Annotated in this window: 13 protein-coding genes; 8 read left to right on the forward strand and 5 right to left on the reverse strand. The window is 64.6% G+C overall.

Going from position 1 to position 17,358, the window contains the following annotated elements; genetic code table 11:
- The first annotated feature begins 63 nt into the window (after window positions 1-63).
- The 3 genes from FA94_RS08910 (at window position 64) to FA94_RS08920 (ending at window position 5,908) form a co-directional block, all read left to right on the forward strand.
- Complete coding sequence (locus tag FA94_RS08910; protein ID WP_035549816.1) at window positions 64-3,600, forward strand: ABC transporter ATP-binding protein/permease; 3,537 nt, start codon at window positions 64-66, stop codon at window positions 3,598-3,600.
- Window positions 3,601-3,824: 224 nt separating this feature from the next.
- A complete protein-coding gene (locus FA94_RS08915) occupies window positions 3,825-5,231 on the forward strand; it encodes a selenium-binding protein SBP56-related protein (protein ID WP_035549818.1) in 1,407 nt (468 codons plus the stop codon).
- Window positions 5,228-5,908: a hypothetical protein gene (locus FA94_RS08920; RefSeq protein ID WP_035549819.1), complete on the forward strand. Its 681-nt coding sequence runs from the start codon at window positions 5,228-5,230 to the stop codon at window positions 5,906-5,908. Before FA94_RS08915 ends, FA94_RS08920 begins: the two co-directional genes overlap by 4 nt.
- Here FA94_RS08920 and FA94_RS08925 read toward each other — a convergent pair.
- The 5 genes from FA94_RS08925 to FA94_RS08945 are packed head-to-tail and all read right to left on the reverse strand — an operon-like array spanning window position 5,898 to window position 10,107.
- Window positions 5,898-6,209: a DUF971 domain-containing protein gene (locus FA94_RS08925; protein ID WP_035549821.1), complete on the reverse strand. Its 312-nt coding sequence runs from the start codon at window positions 6,207-6,209 to the stop codon at window positions 5,898-5,900. The two genes, FA94_RS08920 and FA94_RS08925, sit on opposite strands and share 11 nt — an antisense overlap.
- Entirely contained in the window at window positions 6,206-7,246 is a 1,041-nt protein-coding gene (locus tag FA94_RS08930) for a HEAT repeat domain-containing protein (RefSeq protein WP_035549823.1), read from the reverse strand. The genes FA94_RS08925 and FA94_RS08930 overlap by 4 nt, the downstream gene beginning before the upstream one ends.
- 11 nt (window positions 7,247-7,257) lie before the next feature.
- Window positions 7,258-7,503 (reverse strand): 4Fe-4S dicluster domain-containing protein, encoded by a 246-nt coding sequence (locus FA94_RS08935; protein WP_035549825.1) that lies wholly within the window; start codon window positions 7,501-7,503, stop codon window positions 7,258-7,260.
- Window positions 7,504-7,549: 46 nt separating this feature from the next.
- Window positions 7,550-9,298 carry a fumarate reductase/succinate dehydrogenase flavoprotein subunit gene (locus tag FA94_RS08940; protein WP_035549827.1) on the reverse strand — a complete coding sequence of 583 codons (1,749 nt, stop codon included), beginning with the start codon at window positions 9,296-9,298 and terminating at the stop codon, window positions 7,550-7,552.
- The gene (locus FA94_RS08945; RefSeq protein ID WP_051980496.1) at window positions 9,295-10,107 is read right to left on the reverse strand and encodes a GntR family transcriptional regulator; all 813 of its coding nucleotides are present in this window, start codon (window positions 10,105-10,107) and stop codon (window positions 9,295-9,297) included. The genes FA94_RS08940 and FA94_RS08945 overlap by 4 nt, the downstream gene beginning before the upstream one ends.
- Window positions 10,108-10,319: 212 nt before the next feature.
- On the opposite strand from FA94_RS08945, the gene FA94_RS08950 reads away from it, so the two are divergent.
- The 5 genes from FA94_RS08950 to FA94_RS08970 all read left to right on the forward strand — a co-directional run bounded on the left by FA94_RS08950 (window position 10,320) and on the right by FA94_RS08970 (window position 17,326).
- Window positions 10,320-11,312 carry a succinylglutamate desuccinylase/aspartoacylase family protein gene (locus FA94_RS08950; RefSeq protein WP_035549830.1) on the forward strand — a complete coding sequence of 331 codons (993 nt, stop codon included), beginning with the start codon at window positions 10,320-10,322 and terminating at the stop codon, window positions 11,310-11,312.
- A gap of 305 nt (window positions 11,313-11,617) precedes the next feature.
- Window positions 11,618-12,169 carry a GNAT family N-acetyltransferase gene (locus FA94_RS08955; RefSeq protein ID WP_035549833.1) on the forward strand — a complete coding sequence of 184 codons (552 nt, stop codon included), beginning with the start codon at window positions 11,618-11,620 and terminating at the stop codon, window positions 12,167-12,169.
- Between the two features lie 187 nt (window positions 12,170-12,356).
- On the forward strand, window positions 12,357-14,792 hold the full coding sequence (locus tag FA94_RS08960; protein ID WP_051980497.1) for a TonB-dependent receptor plug domain-containing protein: 2,436 nt from the start codon (window positions 12,357-12,359) through the stop codon (window positions 14,790-14,792).
- Between the two features lie 166 nt (window positions 14,793-14,958).
- Window positions 14,959-15,960 carry an LLM class flavin-dependent oxidoreductase gene (locus tag FA94_RS08965; RefSeq protein WP_035549838.1) on the forward strand — a complete coding sequence of 334 codons (1,002 nt, stop codon included), beginning with the start codon at window positions 14,959-14,961 and terminating at the stop codon, window positions 15,958-15,960.
- A gap of 43 nt (window positions 15,961-16,003) precedes the next feature.
- A complete protein-coding gene (locus FA94_RS08970; protein ID WP_035549840.1) occupies window positions 16,004-17,326 on the forward strand; it encodes an LLM class flavin-dependent oxidoreductase in 1,323 nt (440 codons plus the stop codon).
- Window positions 17,327-17,358 lie beyond the last annotated feature (32 nt).

Below are 17,358 nucleotides of genomic sequence, written 5' to 3' on the forward strand. Positions count from 1 at the left end.
CGCTTCGCGCGCCCCTGTAACGTCGCATCCATCCAATACGACAAGCAATCAAAGGGGGCAGGCATGTATTTCGACGGCAGGTTATGGGCGATGCTGGCCGGGCTGAGACTACGCGTGGCAGCGGCAGTCGGGCTGGGTCTGATCGCCATGGTGTTCGGTGTGTTGCGTTTCGTGTTCCTTGGCCGGATGCTGGCGCTCGCGCTGCAGGGCGCGCCGGTGCGCCAGATCGCGCTGGCCGCGGCGGGCGTTGCGGTTTGCGTGCTGTTGCGCGCCGCGCTCGATCATCGTCGCGTGGTGGTCGCGCAGCACACGGCAGGGCGCGTGCAATCGGTGCTGCGGGCGCGGCTGTTCGACCGGATCGTCGAACTCGGCCCAGCCTGGTTCGGCGCGGAGCGGACCGGCGGCGTGATGCTGGCGGTGATCGACGGTGTCGAGCAGTTGCAGACCTTCTTCGGCGCGTACGTGCCGCAGTTGATCATCGCCGCCTGCGCACCGCTGATGATCTTCGCGGTGCTGGCCTGGTGGGGCGTACCGACCGCCGCCGTGCTGCTGGTCGCCGCGCTGGCCACGCTCGGCTTGCCGATGCTGGTCCACAACGCCGACAAGCAGGCGGCCATTGCAAGGGCGCGTGCGTTCAAGGCGTTCGGCGAGGAGTTTCTCGACGCGGTCCAGGGCCTGCCCACGCTGAAGGCGTTCGGCCAGAGCGGCGCGTTCGCGCAGAAGCTCGCCGAACGGGCGCGGGCGTTATCCAGCAGCACCTTCTGGGTGCTCGCGCTCGGCTTGCTGACGCGCTTCTTCACCGACCTCGGCACGGGACTCGGCGCGGCCGCGGCGATTGCCGTCGGCGCGTGGCGGGTCAGCCATGGCGAGATGAGCCTCGAAGCCCTGCTGATCGTTCTGATGGCGGGCACCGAGGTGTTTCGTCCGTTGCGCGATCTGCGTAACGTGCTGCATCAGGGGATGATCGGCCAATCGGCGGCGACCGCGATTCATACGCTGCTGGAGGCGCGCAGCGACGCCCCCGCCACGGGCGCCGGGCAAGTGCCGGATCTCAGCCCACGCATCACGTTCGAGCAGGTCGGCTTCAGCTATCCAGGACGTCGCGCGGTCGCGCATACCGGTCTGAGCTTCGAGATCGCCGCGGGCGAAACCGTCGGCATCGTGGGGCCGAGTGGCGCGGGAAAGTCGACGATTCTGCGTCTGCTGTTGCGCCAGCACGATGTGCAGGCCGGCACGATCCGGATCGGCGGACAGGACATCCGCACGCTCGACCCCGACCAGATTCGCGGCATGATCGCGATCGTCGCGCAGGACACCACGCTGTTCGACGGCACCATTGCAGACAATCTGCGGCTCGGGCGGCACGACGCCGCCGAAGCGGACGTGATCGCCGCAGCCAAAGCCGCCAATATCCACGATTTCATCAAGGCGCTGCCCGACGGTTACGCCACCCGCATCGGCGAACGCGGCGCGACGCTGTCCGGCGGCCAACGCCAACGGATTGCGATTGCCCGCGCGCTGTTGCGCGACGCGCCGATCCTCGTGCTCGACGAAGCGCTGTCGGCCGTCGACGCCGAGAACGAAGCCGTGATCCAGCAGGCGCTGGACCGGCTGATGCGCGGCCGCACGACCTTGATTCTGGCGCACCGTCTGTCGAGCGTGATCGGCGCCGATCGGATTCTCGTGCTGGACCAGGGGCGCGTGGTCGAGAGCGGCAAACACGCCGAGTTGATCGCGCGTTCAGGGGTCTATCGGCAGTTGATGGGGCCGCAGGTCGCCGCACCCGTCGAGCGTTCCACGCTAGCCGCGCCGGCCCGTGCCGCGTCGCGTGCGTCGGGGCCCGAGGAACGCGCGCTCGCCGTCGACGCCGCCGAGATCGGCTGGGTCGACACGCTGCGCAGTTTGCTGCGCTTCGTGCGGCCGTGGCGAACCCAATTGACGCTGACGGTGCTATGCGGCATCGGCCGGGTGCTGGCGTTTATCGGCGTCGGTGTGCTGGGCGCGCTGGTGGTCGCGGGCATTGCGTCGGGCCGGCCGGTCACGACGCTGACCATTGCGCTGCTGATCAGCGCACCGGTCGCGGCAACGCTGCACTGGCTGGAGTCGTGGATGGCGCATGCCATGGCGTACCGTCTGCTGTCCGAGATGCGGATCGCGCTGTTCGCGAAGCTCGAACGGCTCGCGCCCGCGTATCTGTTGCGCCGTCGCTCCGGCGATCTGGTGGCGCTGGCCACCCAGGACGTCGAGACCGTCGAGTATTTCTACGCGCACACCGTGGCGCCGGCGTTCGTCGCGCTGCTGGTACCCGCCGCCGTGCTGGCGCTGCTCGCGTGGACCGCCTGGCCGCTCGCGCTGGTGTTGCTGCCGTTTCTCGCGTCGGCCGGTTTAACGCCGATCCTCGCGCGCGGCAAGATCGACCGTCTGGGTGGTCGTGCGCGCGCCGCGTTGGGACAGGTCGGCGCGCATCTCACGGAGACGATCCAGGGGCTCGCCGAACTGATCGCGTTTCAGGCGACGGGGCGTCGCCGCGCGGTTTTTCTCGATGATCTCGCCACTTACCAGGCGCAGCGCTCGGCCTTGCAGGACGATCTGTCGCGCCAGAGCGCCGCGCTAGAAATCGCGACCGGCCTGGGCGGTCTCGCCGTGGCGTTGCTTGGCGCGGTGCTGGCCGCGCGCGGCTGGTTCGCGCATGAATGGCTGCCGTTGCTGGTGCTGGTTTCGGTGGCGGCCTTCATGCCGGTGGCGGAGATCGGTCAGGTGGCGCGCCAGTTGGCCGATACGATTGCGTCGACACGCCGACTGCATGTCGTGGAGTCCGAGCCTGAACCGATCGTGGATGGCGATCAGCCGGTGCCGTCGAACCCATCGGTGCGTTTCGACACGGTGAGCTTCGCTTATCCGGGCCGCAGCGCAGGCGCACTGGACGAGGTGAGCTTCGCGGTGCGTCCTGGTAGTACGGTGGCGCTGGTCGGCGCGTCGGGCGCGGGGAAATCGACGGTGGCGAATCTGTTGCTGCGTTTCTGGGACCCGCAGCAAGGGCGCATCACGCTGGGCGGCGTCGATCTGCGTGACTTGCACTCGGACGGCTTGCGCCGCCACATCGCGCTGGTCGCACAAGACACGTATCTGTTCAACGACACGCTGGAGGCCAACATCCGTCTCGCCGGCCGCGACGTGTCCGATGCCGATGTGCGCCGGGCGCTGCAACGCGCCGCGCTGAGCGACTTCGTGGACAGTCTGCCGGAAGGCCTGGCCACACGCGTGGGCGAACGCGGCGTGCAGTTGTCCGGCGGGCAACGTCAGCGGGTGGCGATCGCGCGCGCGTTTCTCAAGGACGCGCCGATCCTCATCATGGACGAAGCGACCTCGCATCTCGACACGATCAGCGAACAGCAGATTCGCGCGGCATTGGAGGAATTGATGTCGCAACGGACGTCGATCATCATCGCGCATCGTCTGTCGACGATTCAGAACGCCGATACGATTCTCGTGATGGACGCGGGCCGTGTGGTTGAGGCCGGCAGTCATGACGAGTTGCTGGCCGCGCGCGGTGCCTATGCGCGGCTTGTCGCGAACCAGTCGTGGATGGTGACCGCGTAGCACGGCTTAAGGCGACCTCGGCGACCTATCCGTTTTGCTAGTGTCCGATACGTGGCGTGGCACGTATCGTCACAGTCTTTGCCGGAATCGGCAAAACTTCCGGTTGCTCTCGTCGCCGCCGTGCACTACAAATCTAAACCGGAGCGCGTGCATGGCGTGGCGCGCACGGTCAAGATCATCCGGTATCCAACCTTCCGAATCAGACAAACCAGGAGACTCCCGTCATGGGTATGCGCCCCGATCCCACGTTCCACGCATCGCCGAAACTCGCGATGGAGGCGCCGCCGGAAGATTACGCGTACACGTTGCTGCTGAGCCCCGATTTCTCGCAACCCGACGCGCTCGCCGTGATCGACGTGAAACCCGGCTCACCCACCTACAGCCAGGTGGTGCACACGGTGACCATGCCCAACACCGGCGACGAATTCCATCACTTCGGCTGGAATGCGTGTTCGTCGTCGTTGTCGCCGCTAACCGGACATGCGTTTCTCGAACGGCGCTATCTGATCATTCCGGGGCTGCGTTCTTCGCGCATCTACATTGTCGATACCAAGCCGCATCCCACGCAGGCGCGCATTCACAAAATCATCGAGCCCGAGGAAATTTTCCGCAAAACGGGGTACTCGCGTCCGCATACGGTGCATTGCGGACCGGAAGGGATTTACATCAGCACGCTGGGTGGCGCGGGCAAAGACGGCACCGACGGGCCGCCGGGCATTTTCATCATGGATTGCGAAACCTTCGAGGTGCTCGGCCGCTGGGAAATCGATCGCGACATGCAGGCGAAGCACTACGACTTCTGGTGGAATCTGCCGCGCGACTACATGGTGTCGAGCGAGTGGGCGTTGCCGCCGCAGTTCGAGAACGGGATCGTCCCCGAAGATCTGCTTTCCAATCAATACGGGCACCGGGTCCACTTCTGGGATCTGCGCGCCCGGCGCAACGTGCAGACGCTCGACCTCGGCGCGAATCATCAGATGGCGCTCGAAGTGCGGCCTGCGCATGATCCCAGCCGCGAATACGGCTTCCTCGGCGTGGTGGTCGACACGACCAATCTGGAAGGTTCGATCTGGACCTGGTGGCGCGAAGGCGGGCAGTTCCACATTGAAAAGACCGCGACCATTCCGGCCGAGCCCGCTGCCGCGGAATTGTTGCCGCCGCTGCTGCAAGGTTTCGGCGCGGTGCCGCCGCTCGTCACCGACATCGATCTGTCGATCGACGACAAATTCCTTTACGTCGCCTGCTGGGGCACCGGCGAATTGCGCCAGTACGACGTGACCGAGCCGCGCAAGCCGAAGCTGACCGGCTCGGTGCATATCGGCGGCATCGTGCGGCGCACGCCGCATGCGAACGGCAAGACGTTCGGCGGCGGCCCGCAGATGATCGAGATCAGCCGCGACGGCAAGCGCGTCTACTGGACCAACTCGCTATATTCCACGTGGGACGACCAGTTCTATCCGGAGGGCGTACCCGCAGCCAAGGTCATGGCGCATGTGGAGCCGGGCGGCGGTCTCACGCTGGACAAGGAGTTCTGGGTCACGTTCCCCGACGGCTACCGGTCGCATCAGATCCGGCTGGAAGGCGGTGACTGCTCGACCGATTCGTTCTGTTATCCGTCGGTGGGCAGTTGATCGGCGCAGGTTGGTCGCAGACCGGCCTGTGGCTGGCGGTGCTCGCGAGCGGCCTCTATCACGGGCTCAACCCCGCTATGGGATGGCCGCTCGCGGTGTCGAGCGGATTGATGCAACGACGCGCGCGGGCACTCGCCGGCGCGCTGCTTTATCTCGCGGCAGGACACGTGCTGGCCATGCTCGCGGTGATGATGCCGTTCGCGATGCTGGCGGTTCTGCTCGCGTGGCAGCGTGAGATCCAGGCCGGGGCAAGCGTACTTGTGATCGGCTTCGGCGTGTGGCTGCTGATCCAGCGACGGCATCCGCGCTTGCTCGCGAGGATTCCTCCGTCGCGGCTGGCGCTGTGGTCGTTCTCCGTGGCCATCGCGCACGGCGCGGGGTTGATGCTCGTGCCGGTTTATCTCGGACTGTGCCGCTCGTACGGCATGGATCACGCGCATCGGGCCGCGCAGACGCTGATCGATGCGAATCTCCAGATGGCCTTGCTGGTTTCCGCCGTGCATGCCGCCGCGATGATGGCGGGCGGTGGTCTGCTGGCGTGGCTGGTTTACCGCTACCTCGGCCTGAAATTCGTGTCGCGGAGCTGGTTCAATCTGGATACGGTCTGGGCCGTGAGCCTTGTGCTGGTCGGCACGCTTTCGCTGGCGCTGATCGCGGTCGACGGTTTCAGGCTGTGAGCGCAGTGGCGGTGACTGTGCTTGCGATCTCCGGCAGAGCCTGGAGATACGGCCAGGGAAAAATGCCGCGATCGTGTCCGTCGCTGAAGACCAGCTGCACGCCGTAACCCATCGGCTGGACTGTGCTTACGACCACATCTTGCGCGTGCACAGTTTCACCGGCCTCCCTACGCAGACGACGGCATCCCGCACACGGACACGCGTCGCGCAACGTGCGGTGTGCGATCCGCTGCGCGGCCGCGCCGGGCCAATGCAAAATCACGGCGTCGGCACTCAGTTCGACGCGCTTCGGTATGTTCATCGGCTGGCGTCCTCGATCTGCTGAAGCGCGATTCGCACCGCTTTACGCACGTCGGGGTCCGCGTCGTTCAACGCGTCGCGCAGTGCGGGCAGCGTCGCGGGTTCGCGCAATTCGCCCAGCGCGAGCGCGGCTTCCTTGCGCAGATTGCTGATCGGATTCGACAACAACGCGGCGATAGGCAACGCGGCGGCGCGTTCGCCCATGTGTCCCAGTGCACGGACCGCGCGCAGGCGGACTTGCCAGTAGTCGTCGGCGAGTGCGGCGATCAGTGCGTCATGCACCTTATGCACCTTATGCACGTCATGCACGTCATGCACGTCATGCGCGGCGTTCGCGCGCAGTTTGCCGAGCGTCGTCGCGGTTTCTTCGCGGACTTGCCAGACCGGATCGCTCAGCGCTTGCAGCAATGCGGTCAGCGTCGCCGTGTGCGTGGCCGGTGCGAAGCCCAGCGCGCCGACTGCCGCGCGACGGATATCCGCGTTGGTGTCGCCGGTGACGGTGTCGGCGAGCGGCGCCAAGGCGCGCGTGTCCTTCAACCAGCCGAGCAGCACGACGGCTTCAGTGCGCACGCTGTCGTCGGTATGGTCGAGCGCTCGCAACGCGGGTTCCAGCGCGTCGGCGTAACGCAGCTCGCGCAAGCCGCGCAACACGGCGGCCTGTACGAACGGTTCGGCGTGATCCGTCCAGCGGTGCAGCACTGGACCGCACGCGTCGTCCTTCAAGGCGGACAGACTCTGCGCGGCGGCCGTACGCACGTCGTGATCGGCGTCGAGCAACGCGTGGCAGAGCGCGTCGACAATCCACGCTTCTTCCCACGAACCGAGCACGCGCGCCGCTTCGCGCCTGACCTCGGCCGATACATCATGGGCCAGCGCGTGCGCGATCAGCGGCAGGGTATCCGGTTCTTCGAGATCGGCCAGTTCGAGCAGCGCGATCCGGCGCACGACGGGATCGGTATCGGCGAGACGCGGCAGCAGCGCAGCGGCTTCGGGCGCCAGCGTGTCGGGATCGTGCGTCAGTAAAGTGGAATCGGTCATGAACGGGGCGGCTAGCGAAGCAGATAGGGAATCTCGACCTTCACCGCGCCGGTCGGGCAATCCTGCTCGCACGGCATGCAGTACCAGCATTCGTCGAACTGCATGTAGGCCTTGCCTTTGCTCACGTCGATCGCGAGCAGGTCGAGCGGGCAGACGTCGACGCAGACGGTGCAGCCCTTGTCCGCGATGCATTTGTTTTCATCGATCGTGACGGGCGCGCTACTGCGCTGGAAAATCTCGTGGGGCGTATAGGACATCGCGGGGCTTCCTTCCTTTCGTTCTGGCGTTCTTACGTTCTTTCTTTCAGGCAGTGGCATCGGCGAGCGGGCGGCTCTCCGCTTCGGGGATGCGCAGCTTGCGGTACGAGTCGAGTTCGGTCTCGGTGAGCGCCACGACATACGGTTCGACCGCGCGCTTCTCGCTGACCATGCGGCCCGCGTCGTCCTTGCGCAGATGCGTGTGGCAGAACCAGTCGGCGTCGTTGCGCTGCGGATAGTCGACCCGATGGTGATACAGCCCCCAGCGGCTCTCGGTACGAAACAGCGACGCCCGCGCGGCCATTTCCGCGCAGTCGCGAATCGCGCGGACTTCGGCGGCGCGCATCAGCTCGTGCGGATGGTTGGCCTTGATCGCGGCGATGTCGTCGGCGATTTCCGCGAAGCGTTGCAGGCCGATTTCCATCTTGCGCGTGACCTTGGGCGGTTGCAGATAATCGTTGACCATGCGGCGCAGCTTGTATTCCACCTGCGAAGGTGCGAGACCGTTGTCGCGTTCGAGCGGCGCATAGATGCGCGCGCGTTCGGCGTCGATCTGTTCCTGATCCAACGCAGCATGCTCGCGACCCGCTGCATACGCCGCCGCGTTCTGTCCCGCGAACCAGCCGTACGTGAAAGCGCCGAGCATGTAGTTATGCGGCACGGCGGCCATATCGCCGGCAGCGTAAAGGCCCGGCACGGTCGTCTCCGCGCGCGCGTTCACATACACGCCCGAGGCGCTGTGGCCGCTGCAGAAACCAATCTCCGAGATATGCATCTCGACCATCTGTTGACGGTAATCGGTGCCGCGTCCCGCATGGAAACGTCCGCGACTGGGGCGCTCGTTCGTGTGCAGGATCTGCTCGATGGTCTGAATGGTTTCTTCGGCGAGGTGATCGAGTTTCAGGAACACGGGGCCGTTGCCGCTTTGCAGTTCCTGGTAAAACTCCCACATCATCTGACCGCTCCAGTAGTCGCATTCAATGAAGCGTTCGCCCTTGCCGTTGGCCGTGAACCCACCCAGCGGGCCGGTCACGTAAGCACACGCAGGGCCGTTATAGTCCTTGATCAACGGGTTGATCTGGAAGCATTCGAGGTTCGCGAGCGCGGCGCCCGCGTGATAGGCCATCGCATAGCCGTCGCCGGCATTGGTGGGGTTTTCATAAGTGCCCATCAGATAGCCGGACGCGGGCAGGCCGAGTCGTCCGGCCGCGCCGCACGACAGGATCACCGCCTTGGCGCGCACCACGTAGAAATCCGCGGTACGGCAGTCGAAACCGAGCACGCCGCACACGTTGCCCTGCGCGTCCTTGAGCAGACGCGTGGCGACGATACGGTTCGTGATCGCCACCCGCGCGCGCTTCAATTGCCGGTACAGCACCTTCTTGATGTCGTGGCCTTCGGGCATGGGCAGCACGTACGATCCCATGTGATGCACTTTCTTCACCGCATAGTCGCCGGTGCCGTCCTTCTCGAACTTCACGCCCCAGCGATCCAGTTCCTCGATGGTCTTGAAGCTGTGTTTCGCGTACGCATAGACCGCTTCCTGATCGACGATACCGTCGTTGGCGATCGTGATTTCGCGTGTGTATTGCTCGGGCGTCGCGTGGCCGGGAATCACCGCGTTGTTCAGGCCGTCCATGCCCATCGAAATCGCGCCGCTGCGCTTGACGTGTGCTTTTTCCAGCAGCAGCACCTTGAGGCCGGGATTCGCTTCCTTCGCCTTGACGGCGGCCATCGGGCCCGCCGTGCCGCCGCCGACGATCACGATGTCGTAGTCGAGTACATGGGTAATCATGGTGCTGTCCTGGTTGCGTCGGGTTTGACCGTGTGGTCGGCGCCGGCCGTCCTGTCCCGGTCGACCCGCAGCCGGTACTGGAACGCGTCGCCGCGAAAGTAGAGGTGCTCGTAGTCAATCGGCGCGCCGTCGGCGTCGTGGGTCAGACGGTCGATGCGCAACACGGGCCCACCTGGTTCAACACGTAACGCGTCGGCGATTTCGTCGTCGGCGAGCATCGCGTCGATCGCGATGTCGGCATGACCGAGCGGCATGCCGCAGTCGTTTTCGAGGATCAGGAAGATGTCGCGCGTGACCAGGTCCGCGTTCGCGAGGCGCTTGCCGAGTGCTTCCGGCAGCCACGTCAGTTCGAGCGACACCGGCTCCCGATCGAGCAAACGCACGCGATGAATTTCGACAACCGGCGCGCCTTCGTCGAGCTTCAGCCGCGCGGCGACCTGGCGATTGGCCTCGACCACACGAAAGCTGCGCAACCGGTTGACGATCTCGTGGCCCATCGACGACATCGCTTCGGCGAAGCCTTGCAGCGAACTCACGTTCTGAAACGCCCTGGGCTTGGAAACGAAGGTGCCTTTGCCATGCAGCTTGAACAGCAAGCCTTCTTTCTGCAGATCGCCGAGCGCCTGGCGCACGGTGATGCGGCTCACGCCGAACATCGCGCAGAGCTCGTGTTCGGACGGCATCTGGCTATGCGGCGCGTAACTGCCGTCGAGGATGCGTGTGCGTAGCGTTTCCTTGATCTGCGCGTAGAGCGGCAGAGGCGAGGGCGAAGCAAACTGGGGGAGCGGGCTAGACAGCGAGTTCGTCATGGTTCAACTTGTTATGACAAGATGAGTCGCAGTCTAGTGAGCGGATTGGGCGGATCAAACCAACTATTTCTGCTATCGATCTGCGCAATCGTGCAAGCGGCGCGCGCGTTCCTTTCCGATGCGCTGATGGGAATCCAAATGCGCAATGCCAGGTTCACGGATAGTCGGGATTCCGGTAACGTGTCCCACTCCCGGTCGTTCATGGAGCCCCGATGACTACCTTGCACAACGAAATCGATCTGGATGCCGATGGACGTCACGTCGGCTATCTGCGCCTGCCGCATTCGGTGCACCGTTCCGCGTACGGCTGGATCCCGATTCCGATCGCCTCGGTGCGCAACGGCGAAGGCCCCGTCGTGCTGCTGATGGGCGGCAATCACGGCGATGAATACGAAGGTCAGGTTTTAGTCTCCAGCCTGATTCGCGACATCGAGCCACAGTGGGTGCGCGGCCAACTGATCTTCCTGCCGATGGCGAATTTCCCCGCCGCAGCGGCGGGTCTGAGAACCTCGCCGCTCGACGGCGGCAATCTGAACCGCAGTTTCCCCGGCGATCCGCAAGGCACGCCGACGGCAGCGATCGCCGACTACATCGAGAACACGTTGCTGACTCGCGCGCAGTATCTGATCGACCTGCATTCGGGCGGCAGTTCGCTGCTCTACGACGGCGCGAATATGCTTGCGATCGAACCGCGTGACCCCGAAGAAGAGCAACGCCTCAAAGCCTTGCTCGCCGCGTTCGGGTTGCCGCGGGCGTTTCTGCATCGGCCGAATCCGGTTCATTCGGCCAGCGCGGCACGGCGGCAGGGCGCGCTGTCGATCCTCGCGGAACTCGGCGGTGGCGGCACCGTGCAGGCGAGACTGTTGCGCGAAGCACGGCAAGGGCTGCTGCATCTGCTCGGCTTTATCGGTCTGCTGAGCGGGCCGCTCGTACCGGACGCGCCGCCGTCGCAAACGCGTTTCTTCAGCGTGTCCGGCTCGCGCCATTATGTCTACGCCTACGATCGCGGTGTCTATGAGCCGCTCGTCGAACTCGGCGATCAGGTCGTGGCAGGGCAGCCCGCGGCACGTATTCATTTCCCCGACACGCCGTTGCGCGAACCCGTCACGACGTTTTTTGCGGGAGCCGGGCAGGTGGTCTGCAAACGCGTGCCCGCCGCGGTGGAGCGCGGCGACTGTCTGTTCCATCTCGCCGAACCGGTTTGAAGCCGGGCAGACATTCGTTCACCGGCGTTATCCTGGAGAAACGCGCGTTTCATTTGCAATAACCGGCATCCGAACGCGCGATTTCTGAATTCCCATCTTTCTCTAATGGCTAAATCTCGCCGCTATAGCGCGAATAACGACGCCAATAAAACTCCATTAATCATGGAATAACCATTCGCTAAATGTTTGGTTCATTCCGCATTACCGGCCTGTTATCTTGTTTCCAGTTCGACAGCATTCGAAGTCGGACAGGATAAAGATCCACCGGACAATCGACCGGCGTCCGCGCCATCCCCGCATCTATCATGACCTACGAGATTATCGATACCACACCGCTCGATCCCATCGCCCAACCGCTATTGGCCGCGTTGGAGATCGAATACACGACGCGTTATCGCGAGTTCCGCAAAGACAGCGCCGCGTCGGTGAGTGAAGAGATGTTGCGTTATCCGGCCGAACTGTTCGCGCCGCCGGAGGGCGCCTTTATCGTGATCCAGCGCGACGGGCGGACGGTCGGCGGCGGTGCGTTCAAGCGCTACGACACGGACACGGCGGAACTCAAGCGGATCTGGACCCACGAGAGCGAACGTCGCCAGGGACTCGCTCGCCGCGTCGTGGAGGAACTCGAAAAGCGCGCGTTACGCCAGGGCTATCGCCGCGTTTACCTGACCACGGGTTTCAGGCAGCCGGAAGCGGCTGGGCTCTATGCGAGCACGGGCTACGAAGCGCTGTTCGATCGCTCGATCGCGCCGGAGATTCATTTCCGGCTGCCGTTCGGCAAGGACTTGCTGGCGCCGGGCCGCCTCGAATCGCTCAGCGATCTGCGCCGCGCCGAGCCGCTCGGTCAACGGTCGTAGCGCGAGACTCCCGGCTTGCCCAAGAGCTGGAAACGGCAGTTGGAACACTAGCTGGACCGTGAGGGCAGCGATCGCTGCCTGGCGGGAATTCGCTTTCCATCGTTTTCATCACCACGTTACTGCCTTGCGCACGGCTGCGATCAGCCGGTGTGCCGGCGCCCTTCGTCCATACAAAACGGAACAGTCGATGCGCGGGACAAACAGCAAGCATCGGGCGACTCAGCCCGTCATGGAGGTTCGCAGGACCATGCTGTCGATGGCCGTGCTGGCGGTCGCCTGCAACGGCACGGCATGGGCGCAGGGTGCGCCTGCGTCGGGCGCCGTGGCCAACAGCGTCAACACCGTGCAGCAGGACACGGTCGTCGTCACCGGCACGCGCACCGATACCAAAGCGAGCCAAAGCCTGACGCCGGTCGACGTGATCAGCGGCGCGCAATTGCGCTCCACCGGCCAGAACAATCTGCGCGACGCGCTGGTCCAGTTGTCGCCGTCGATCTCGCGCGAAACCTACGCAGGCGACGCCGCGTTGCTCACCGACGCGCTGACGCTGCACGGCCTGAGCCCCGACCACGTGCTCGTGCTGGTGAACGGCAAGCGCCGCCACACCACGGCGAATATCGCGCTCGACGGTGGCCTCAACCAGGGCTCGACCGGCGTCGATATCGACATGATTCCGGTCGGGCTGATCGATCACATCGAAGTGCTGCGCGACGGCGCGGCGGCGCAATACGGCTCGGACGCGATCGCGGGCGTCATCAACGTCATCCTGAAGCGGAGTTCGCATGGCGGCGAGTTGCAGACCACCAACGGCCAGACCTACGCGGGCGACGGCTTCAAAAACGGCGAAACGGCCACCATTGGCCTGAATCTCGGCGGTAACGGCTTTCTGGATCTGAGCGCGGACTACAACCGTCAGAACCATACGGTACGCACCGGCCCCGACGACTATTTCGGCTCGTTCAAGCCGGGGCACGGCTACTACAACCCGATTGAAGGCGACCCGGCCAGCACGCGCGAAGCGGTCGGCTACAACGCCGGCTACTACGTCGGCGACGACGTCGAGTTGTACGGCTTCGGCACCTACGCGCACCGCAATGCGCAGGCGTATCAGAACTACCGTCCGCCTGGCGTGCTGCCGCAAATCTACCCGAACGGTTTCGTGCCGACCGAGACGGTCAACGAAAACGACTTCTCGGTGACTACCGGTATCAAAGGTCAGAACCTGTTCGGCTGGTCGTGGGATCTGAGTTCGACCTACGGCGGCGACCACGATGTTATCGGCATGACGAACTCGGCGAACACGGGGCTGTTCGCAAGCCAGGGCTATACCCCGACCAGTTTCCATCTGGCGACGGTCAGCAACACGCAGTTGACCAACAACCTCGATTTCTCGCGCGCGTTCCAGTTGCCGGTGCTGCCGGCGCCGGTGACCGTGTCGTGGGGCGTCGAGCAGCGCCGCGAGACGTACACGGTGGGGGCGGGCGATCCCGCTTCGTATCTGGACGGCGGCTCGCAGGCGTTGCCGGGTCTCGCGCCCGTCAGCGCGAGCGACAACTCGCGCAACGTGGTCGCCACGTATATCGATCTGTCCACACATCTCACGCCGAAATGGACCGTCGATCTGGCCGGACGCTTCGAGCATTACAGCGACGTGGGCAACACGACCAACGGCAAGTTCTCGACGCGCTACGACTTCACGCCGGCATTCGCCGTGCGCGGCAGCGTCAGCACGGGTTTTCGCGCGCCGTCGCTGGCCGAGGAGTACTACAGCAACATCAACGAATCGCCGGCCTCGGTCGAGGGCCTGCTGGCGGCCAACTCGGGCGCGGCCCGACTGATCGGCGCCGCGCCGCTGAAGTCGGAGAAGTCGACCAACTACAACCTCGGCTTCGTGCTGACGCCGGTCAAGGGCCTGCACCTGGCGCTCGACACGTACCAGATCGATATCCGCAACCGTATCGTCGAAGGCGGGACCGCGTCGGGCGCGGCCGCGATCGCCGCGATGCAGGCCGCGGGGTTGTCGGTGCCGAGTTCAATTCCGGCCTCGGCGGTGTCGGCGAGCTACTTCACCAACGGCGCGAACACCCGCACGCGCGGGCTCGATCTGACCGGCACCTATCACACGGGTTTCGGCGCGTTCGGGCAGGTGGACTGGGACCTCGGCGTGAACATCAACACGACGTCGGTCACGCATATCGCAACCGGTGCGAATGGCGGGCCCGAACTCAACGCGCAGCAGATCGCGTGGCTGAGCACGTCGACGCCGAAGAACAAGATCATCGTCGGCGGTACGTGGCATCTCGACAAGTGGGGCGTCAGCCTGCACGAGACCCGTTTCGGCTCGACGTCGAGCGAGGAAACCTACATTGTCGGGCCGAATGCATTTTCGACGACACAGTTCCTTCACTTCGAGAATGCGGCGCGCTATATCACCGACGTCGAAGTCCGCTACGACGTGACGAAGAAATTCCAGATCGCGTTGGGCGCGAACAATCTGTTCGATGTGTATCCGACCAGGCTGCCTTACGTCGCGCAACTCGAAGGCGCGCAATACGATTCGTTCGCGTCGACGACCGGCGTGAACGGCGGGTTCTATTACGCGCGCGCCCGCTACCTGTTCTGACGATTTGCTGATATGCAAAGAAAAATTTGCTCGAACGGAATCGGGCGCGGATGACCATAATGGATCAACGGTTTCGTTCGCCGCGTTCGGCTCGTTCGGCGCTTCGTTTGGCTTATTCCCCACAACTTATCCCCATGTACCTGGCGGTACACCAGGAGGGCTCACTGTGTCCTATTCACTTTCGATTCTCGACAAGAGTCCCATCGCCGACGGTAAAACGGCCCACGACGCGCTGCGTTTCACGGTGCGTCTCGCGCAGCGCGCGGAGGCGTTGGGCTACAAGCGTTACTGGATCGCCGAGCATCACGGCGCGCCTGGTCTCGCGAGTTCCGCGCCGGAAATCGTCGTCTCGCATCTGCTCGCGCATACATCGCGCATTCGCGTCGGCTCGGGCGGCGTGATGCTTCAGCATTACAGCCCGTTCAAGGTGGCCGAATCGTTTCGCGTACTCGCTGCGCTGGCGCCGGGGCGTGTCGATCTCGGCGTCGGCAAGGCGCCGGGTGGACTGCCGCTGACCACGCGCGCGCTGCAGTGGTTTCACGACAAGGCGAAGAAGCCCGACTTCGCGCATCAGCTCGCCGAACTCGACGCGTTCCTGAAGTGGGGCGTGGCCGAAGATCATCCGCTGGCCGGCGCGGTGGCGCTGCCCACACCGCCTGAGCCGCCGCAGCGCGTGTTGCTGGGCGGCAGTCCCGAGAGCGCGGCGCTCGCCGCGCAGCACGACTGGCAGTACTGCTACGCCGGCCATTTCAATGGCGACGAGGCCAACATCGAGCGTTCGTTCGACGCCTACCGCAGCGCGACGGGCCGCACGCCGTTGCTCGCGGTGTATGCGTTCGCGGCGGAGTCGAAGGCCGAGGCACAGCGTCAGGTCGGCGCACTGCGGGTGTTCAAGGTGCGCCTCGCCGGTGGACAGACCGTGAACCTGCCGAGCCCGGAAGCGGCGGCGGAATTCGCGCGGCAAATCGGCGTGACCGACTTCCGGCTCAACGAACTGCGGCCGCATGTGATCACCGGCACGCCCGATGAAGTCCGCGGCGAACTCGACGCGTTGCACGAACGCTTCGGGATCGAGGAATTCGTGATCGACACCCCGGTGACGGATTACGCGTTGCGGCTCGCATCGGTTGAAGCACTCGCCGCAACGCGGCAACCCGCCAGCGTTTAATCGCATCCCGCTTCTCCCCATTCCCCCTTTGACGGACCCGACCATGACTCAGCGAAACCTCACTTTCGGCATCATGCTGCACGGCGCAGGCGGCCACATGAATTCGTGGAAACATCCCGCCGGTCCCGCGGACGCCAGCGTCAACCTCGACTTCATCACCGGTATCGCGCAGAAGGCCGAAGCCAACGGCGTGGCGTTCGCGTTCGTAGCCGACGGCCTGTATATCAACGAGAAGTCGATCCCGCATTTCCTGAACCGCTTCGAGCCGATCTCGGTCCTGTCGGCGCTCGCGACCGCGACCTCGAAGATCGGGCTGGCCGGCACGCTGTCGACGTCGTACAGCCATCCGTTTACGGTGGCGCGGCAATTCGCGTCGCTTGATCTGATCAGCGGCGGGCGGGCCGGATGGAATGTCGTGACGTCGCCGCTCGAAGGGTCGGCGAAGAACTACGGCGGCGAGCATCCCGATCACGAACTGCGCTACGAGATCGCCGACGAATATCTCGACGTCGTGCAGGGCCTGTGGGATAGCTGGGATGACGACGCGTTCGTGCGCGAGCGCGACAGCGGCCGTTTCTTCGAGCGCGACAAGCTGCATACGCTCGATTACAAAGGGCGCTTTTTCCAGGTCGCCGGGCCGCTGAATATTCAGCGCTCGCCGCAAGGTCAGCCGGTGATTTTCCAGGCGGGCTCGTCGGATTCGGGGATCGCGCTGGCCGGTAAATACGCGGACGCGGTGTTTACGCATTCGCCGTCGCTGGAGGAAACCAAAGCTTTCGCGCAACAGGTACGGCAAAGCGCGGTCCTGCATGGCCGTGCGGCGGACGACGTGAAGATCTTCCCGGGCATCGGCCCGATCGTCGGCGCGACGGTGGAGGAAGCCGAGGCGAAGTATCGCGTGATCCGCGACCTGCTGACCGTGGACGATGCGCTCGCCTATCTGGGCCGCTTCTTCGAACACCACGACTTCACGCGATACGAGCTCGACGCGCCGTTCCCCGAACTGGGCGAACTCGGCGCGAACAGTTTCCGTTCGACGACCGACCGCATCAAGACCGAAGCGAAGCGCAAGGGCTCGACGCTGCGCGAGGTCGCGCTCGAAGTCGCGACGCCGAAGTCGCAATTCATCGGCACGGGCGAGCAGATCGCCGACGAACTGATCCGCTGGTTCGACGCCGGCGCGGCCGACGGTTTCATTCTCGGCTTTCCGGTGCAGGCCGAAGGGCTCGACGATTTCGTGCGCTACGTGATTCCGGCACTGGAGGCACGCGGCCGCTATAGCCGCACCTTGGCCGGCACGACGCTGCGCGATCACCTGGGTCTGCCGCGCCGCGAAAGCCGCTACGCGGCCGCGGAAACGGCATGAACCACGACGGTTTGCAACGCAGGAGGGCAACA

Source organism: Burkholderia sp. 9120, assembly GCF_000745015.1.
Taxonomy (GTDB): Bacteria; Pseudomonadota; Gammaproteobacteria; order Burkholderiales; family Burkholderiaceae; genus Paraburkholderia.

Bases quoted from the DNA above. Each gene is read 5' to 3' on its own strand.
- FA94_RS08960 (WP_051980497.1), top strand. From the start codon at position 12,357: ATGCGCGGGACAAACAGCAAGCATCGGGCGACTCAGCCCGTCATGGAG.
- FA94_RS08945 (WP_051980496.1), bottom strand. From the start codon at position 10,107: ATGACGAACTCGCTGTCTAGCCCGCTCCCCCAGTTTGCTTCGCCCTCG.
- FA94_RS08925 (WP_035549821.1), bottom strand. From the start codon at position 6,209: ATGAACATACCGAAGCGCGTCGAACTGAGTGCCGACGCCGTGATTTTG.
- FA94_RS08935 (WP_035549825.1), bottom strand. From the start codon at position 7,503: ATGTCCTATACGCCCCACGAGATTTTCCAGCGCAGTAGCGCGCCCGTC.
- FA94_RS08915 (WP_035549818.1), top strand. From the start codon at position 3,825: ATGGGTATGCGCCCCGATCCCACGTTCCACGCATCGCCGAAACTCGCG.
- FA94_RS08930 (WP_035549823.1), bottom strand. From the start codon at position 7,246: ATGACCGATTCCACTTTACTGACGCACGATCCCGACACGCTGGCGCCC.
- FA94_RS08940 (WP_035549827.1), bottom strand. From the start codon at position 9,298: ATGATTACCCATGTACTCGACTACGACATCGTGATCGTCGGCGGCGGC.
- FA94_RS08950 (WP_035549830.1), top strand. From the start codon at position 10,320: ATGACTACCTTGCACAACGAAATCGATCTGGATGCCGATGGACGTCAC.
- FA94_RS08910 (WP_035549816.1), top strand. From the start codon at position 64: ATGTATTTCGACGGCAGGTTATGGGCGATGCTGGCCGGGCTGAGACTA.
- FA94_RS08970 (WP_035549840.1), top strand. From the start codon at position 16,004: ATGACTCAGCGAAACCTCACTTTCGGCATCATGCTGCACGGCGCAGGC.
- FA94_RS08955 (WP_035549833.1), top strand. From the start codon at position 11,618: ATGACCTACGAGATTATCGATACCACACCGCTCGATCCCATCGCCCAA.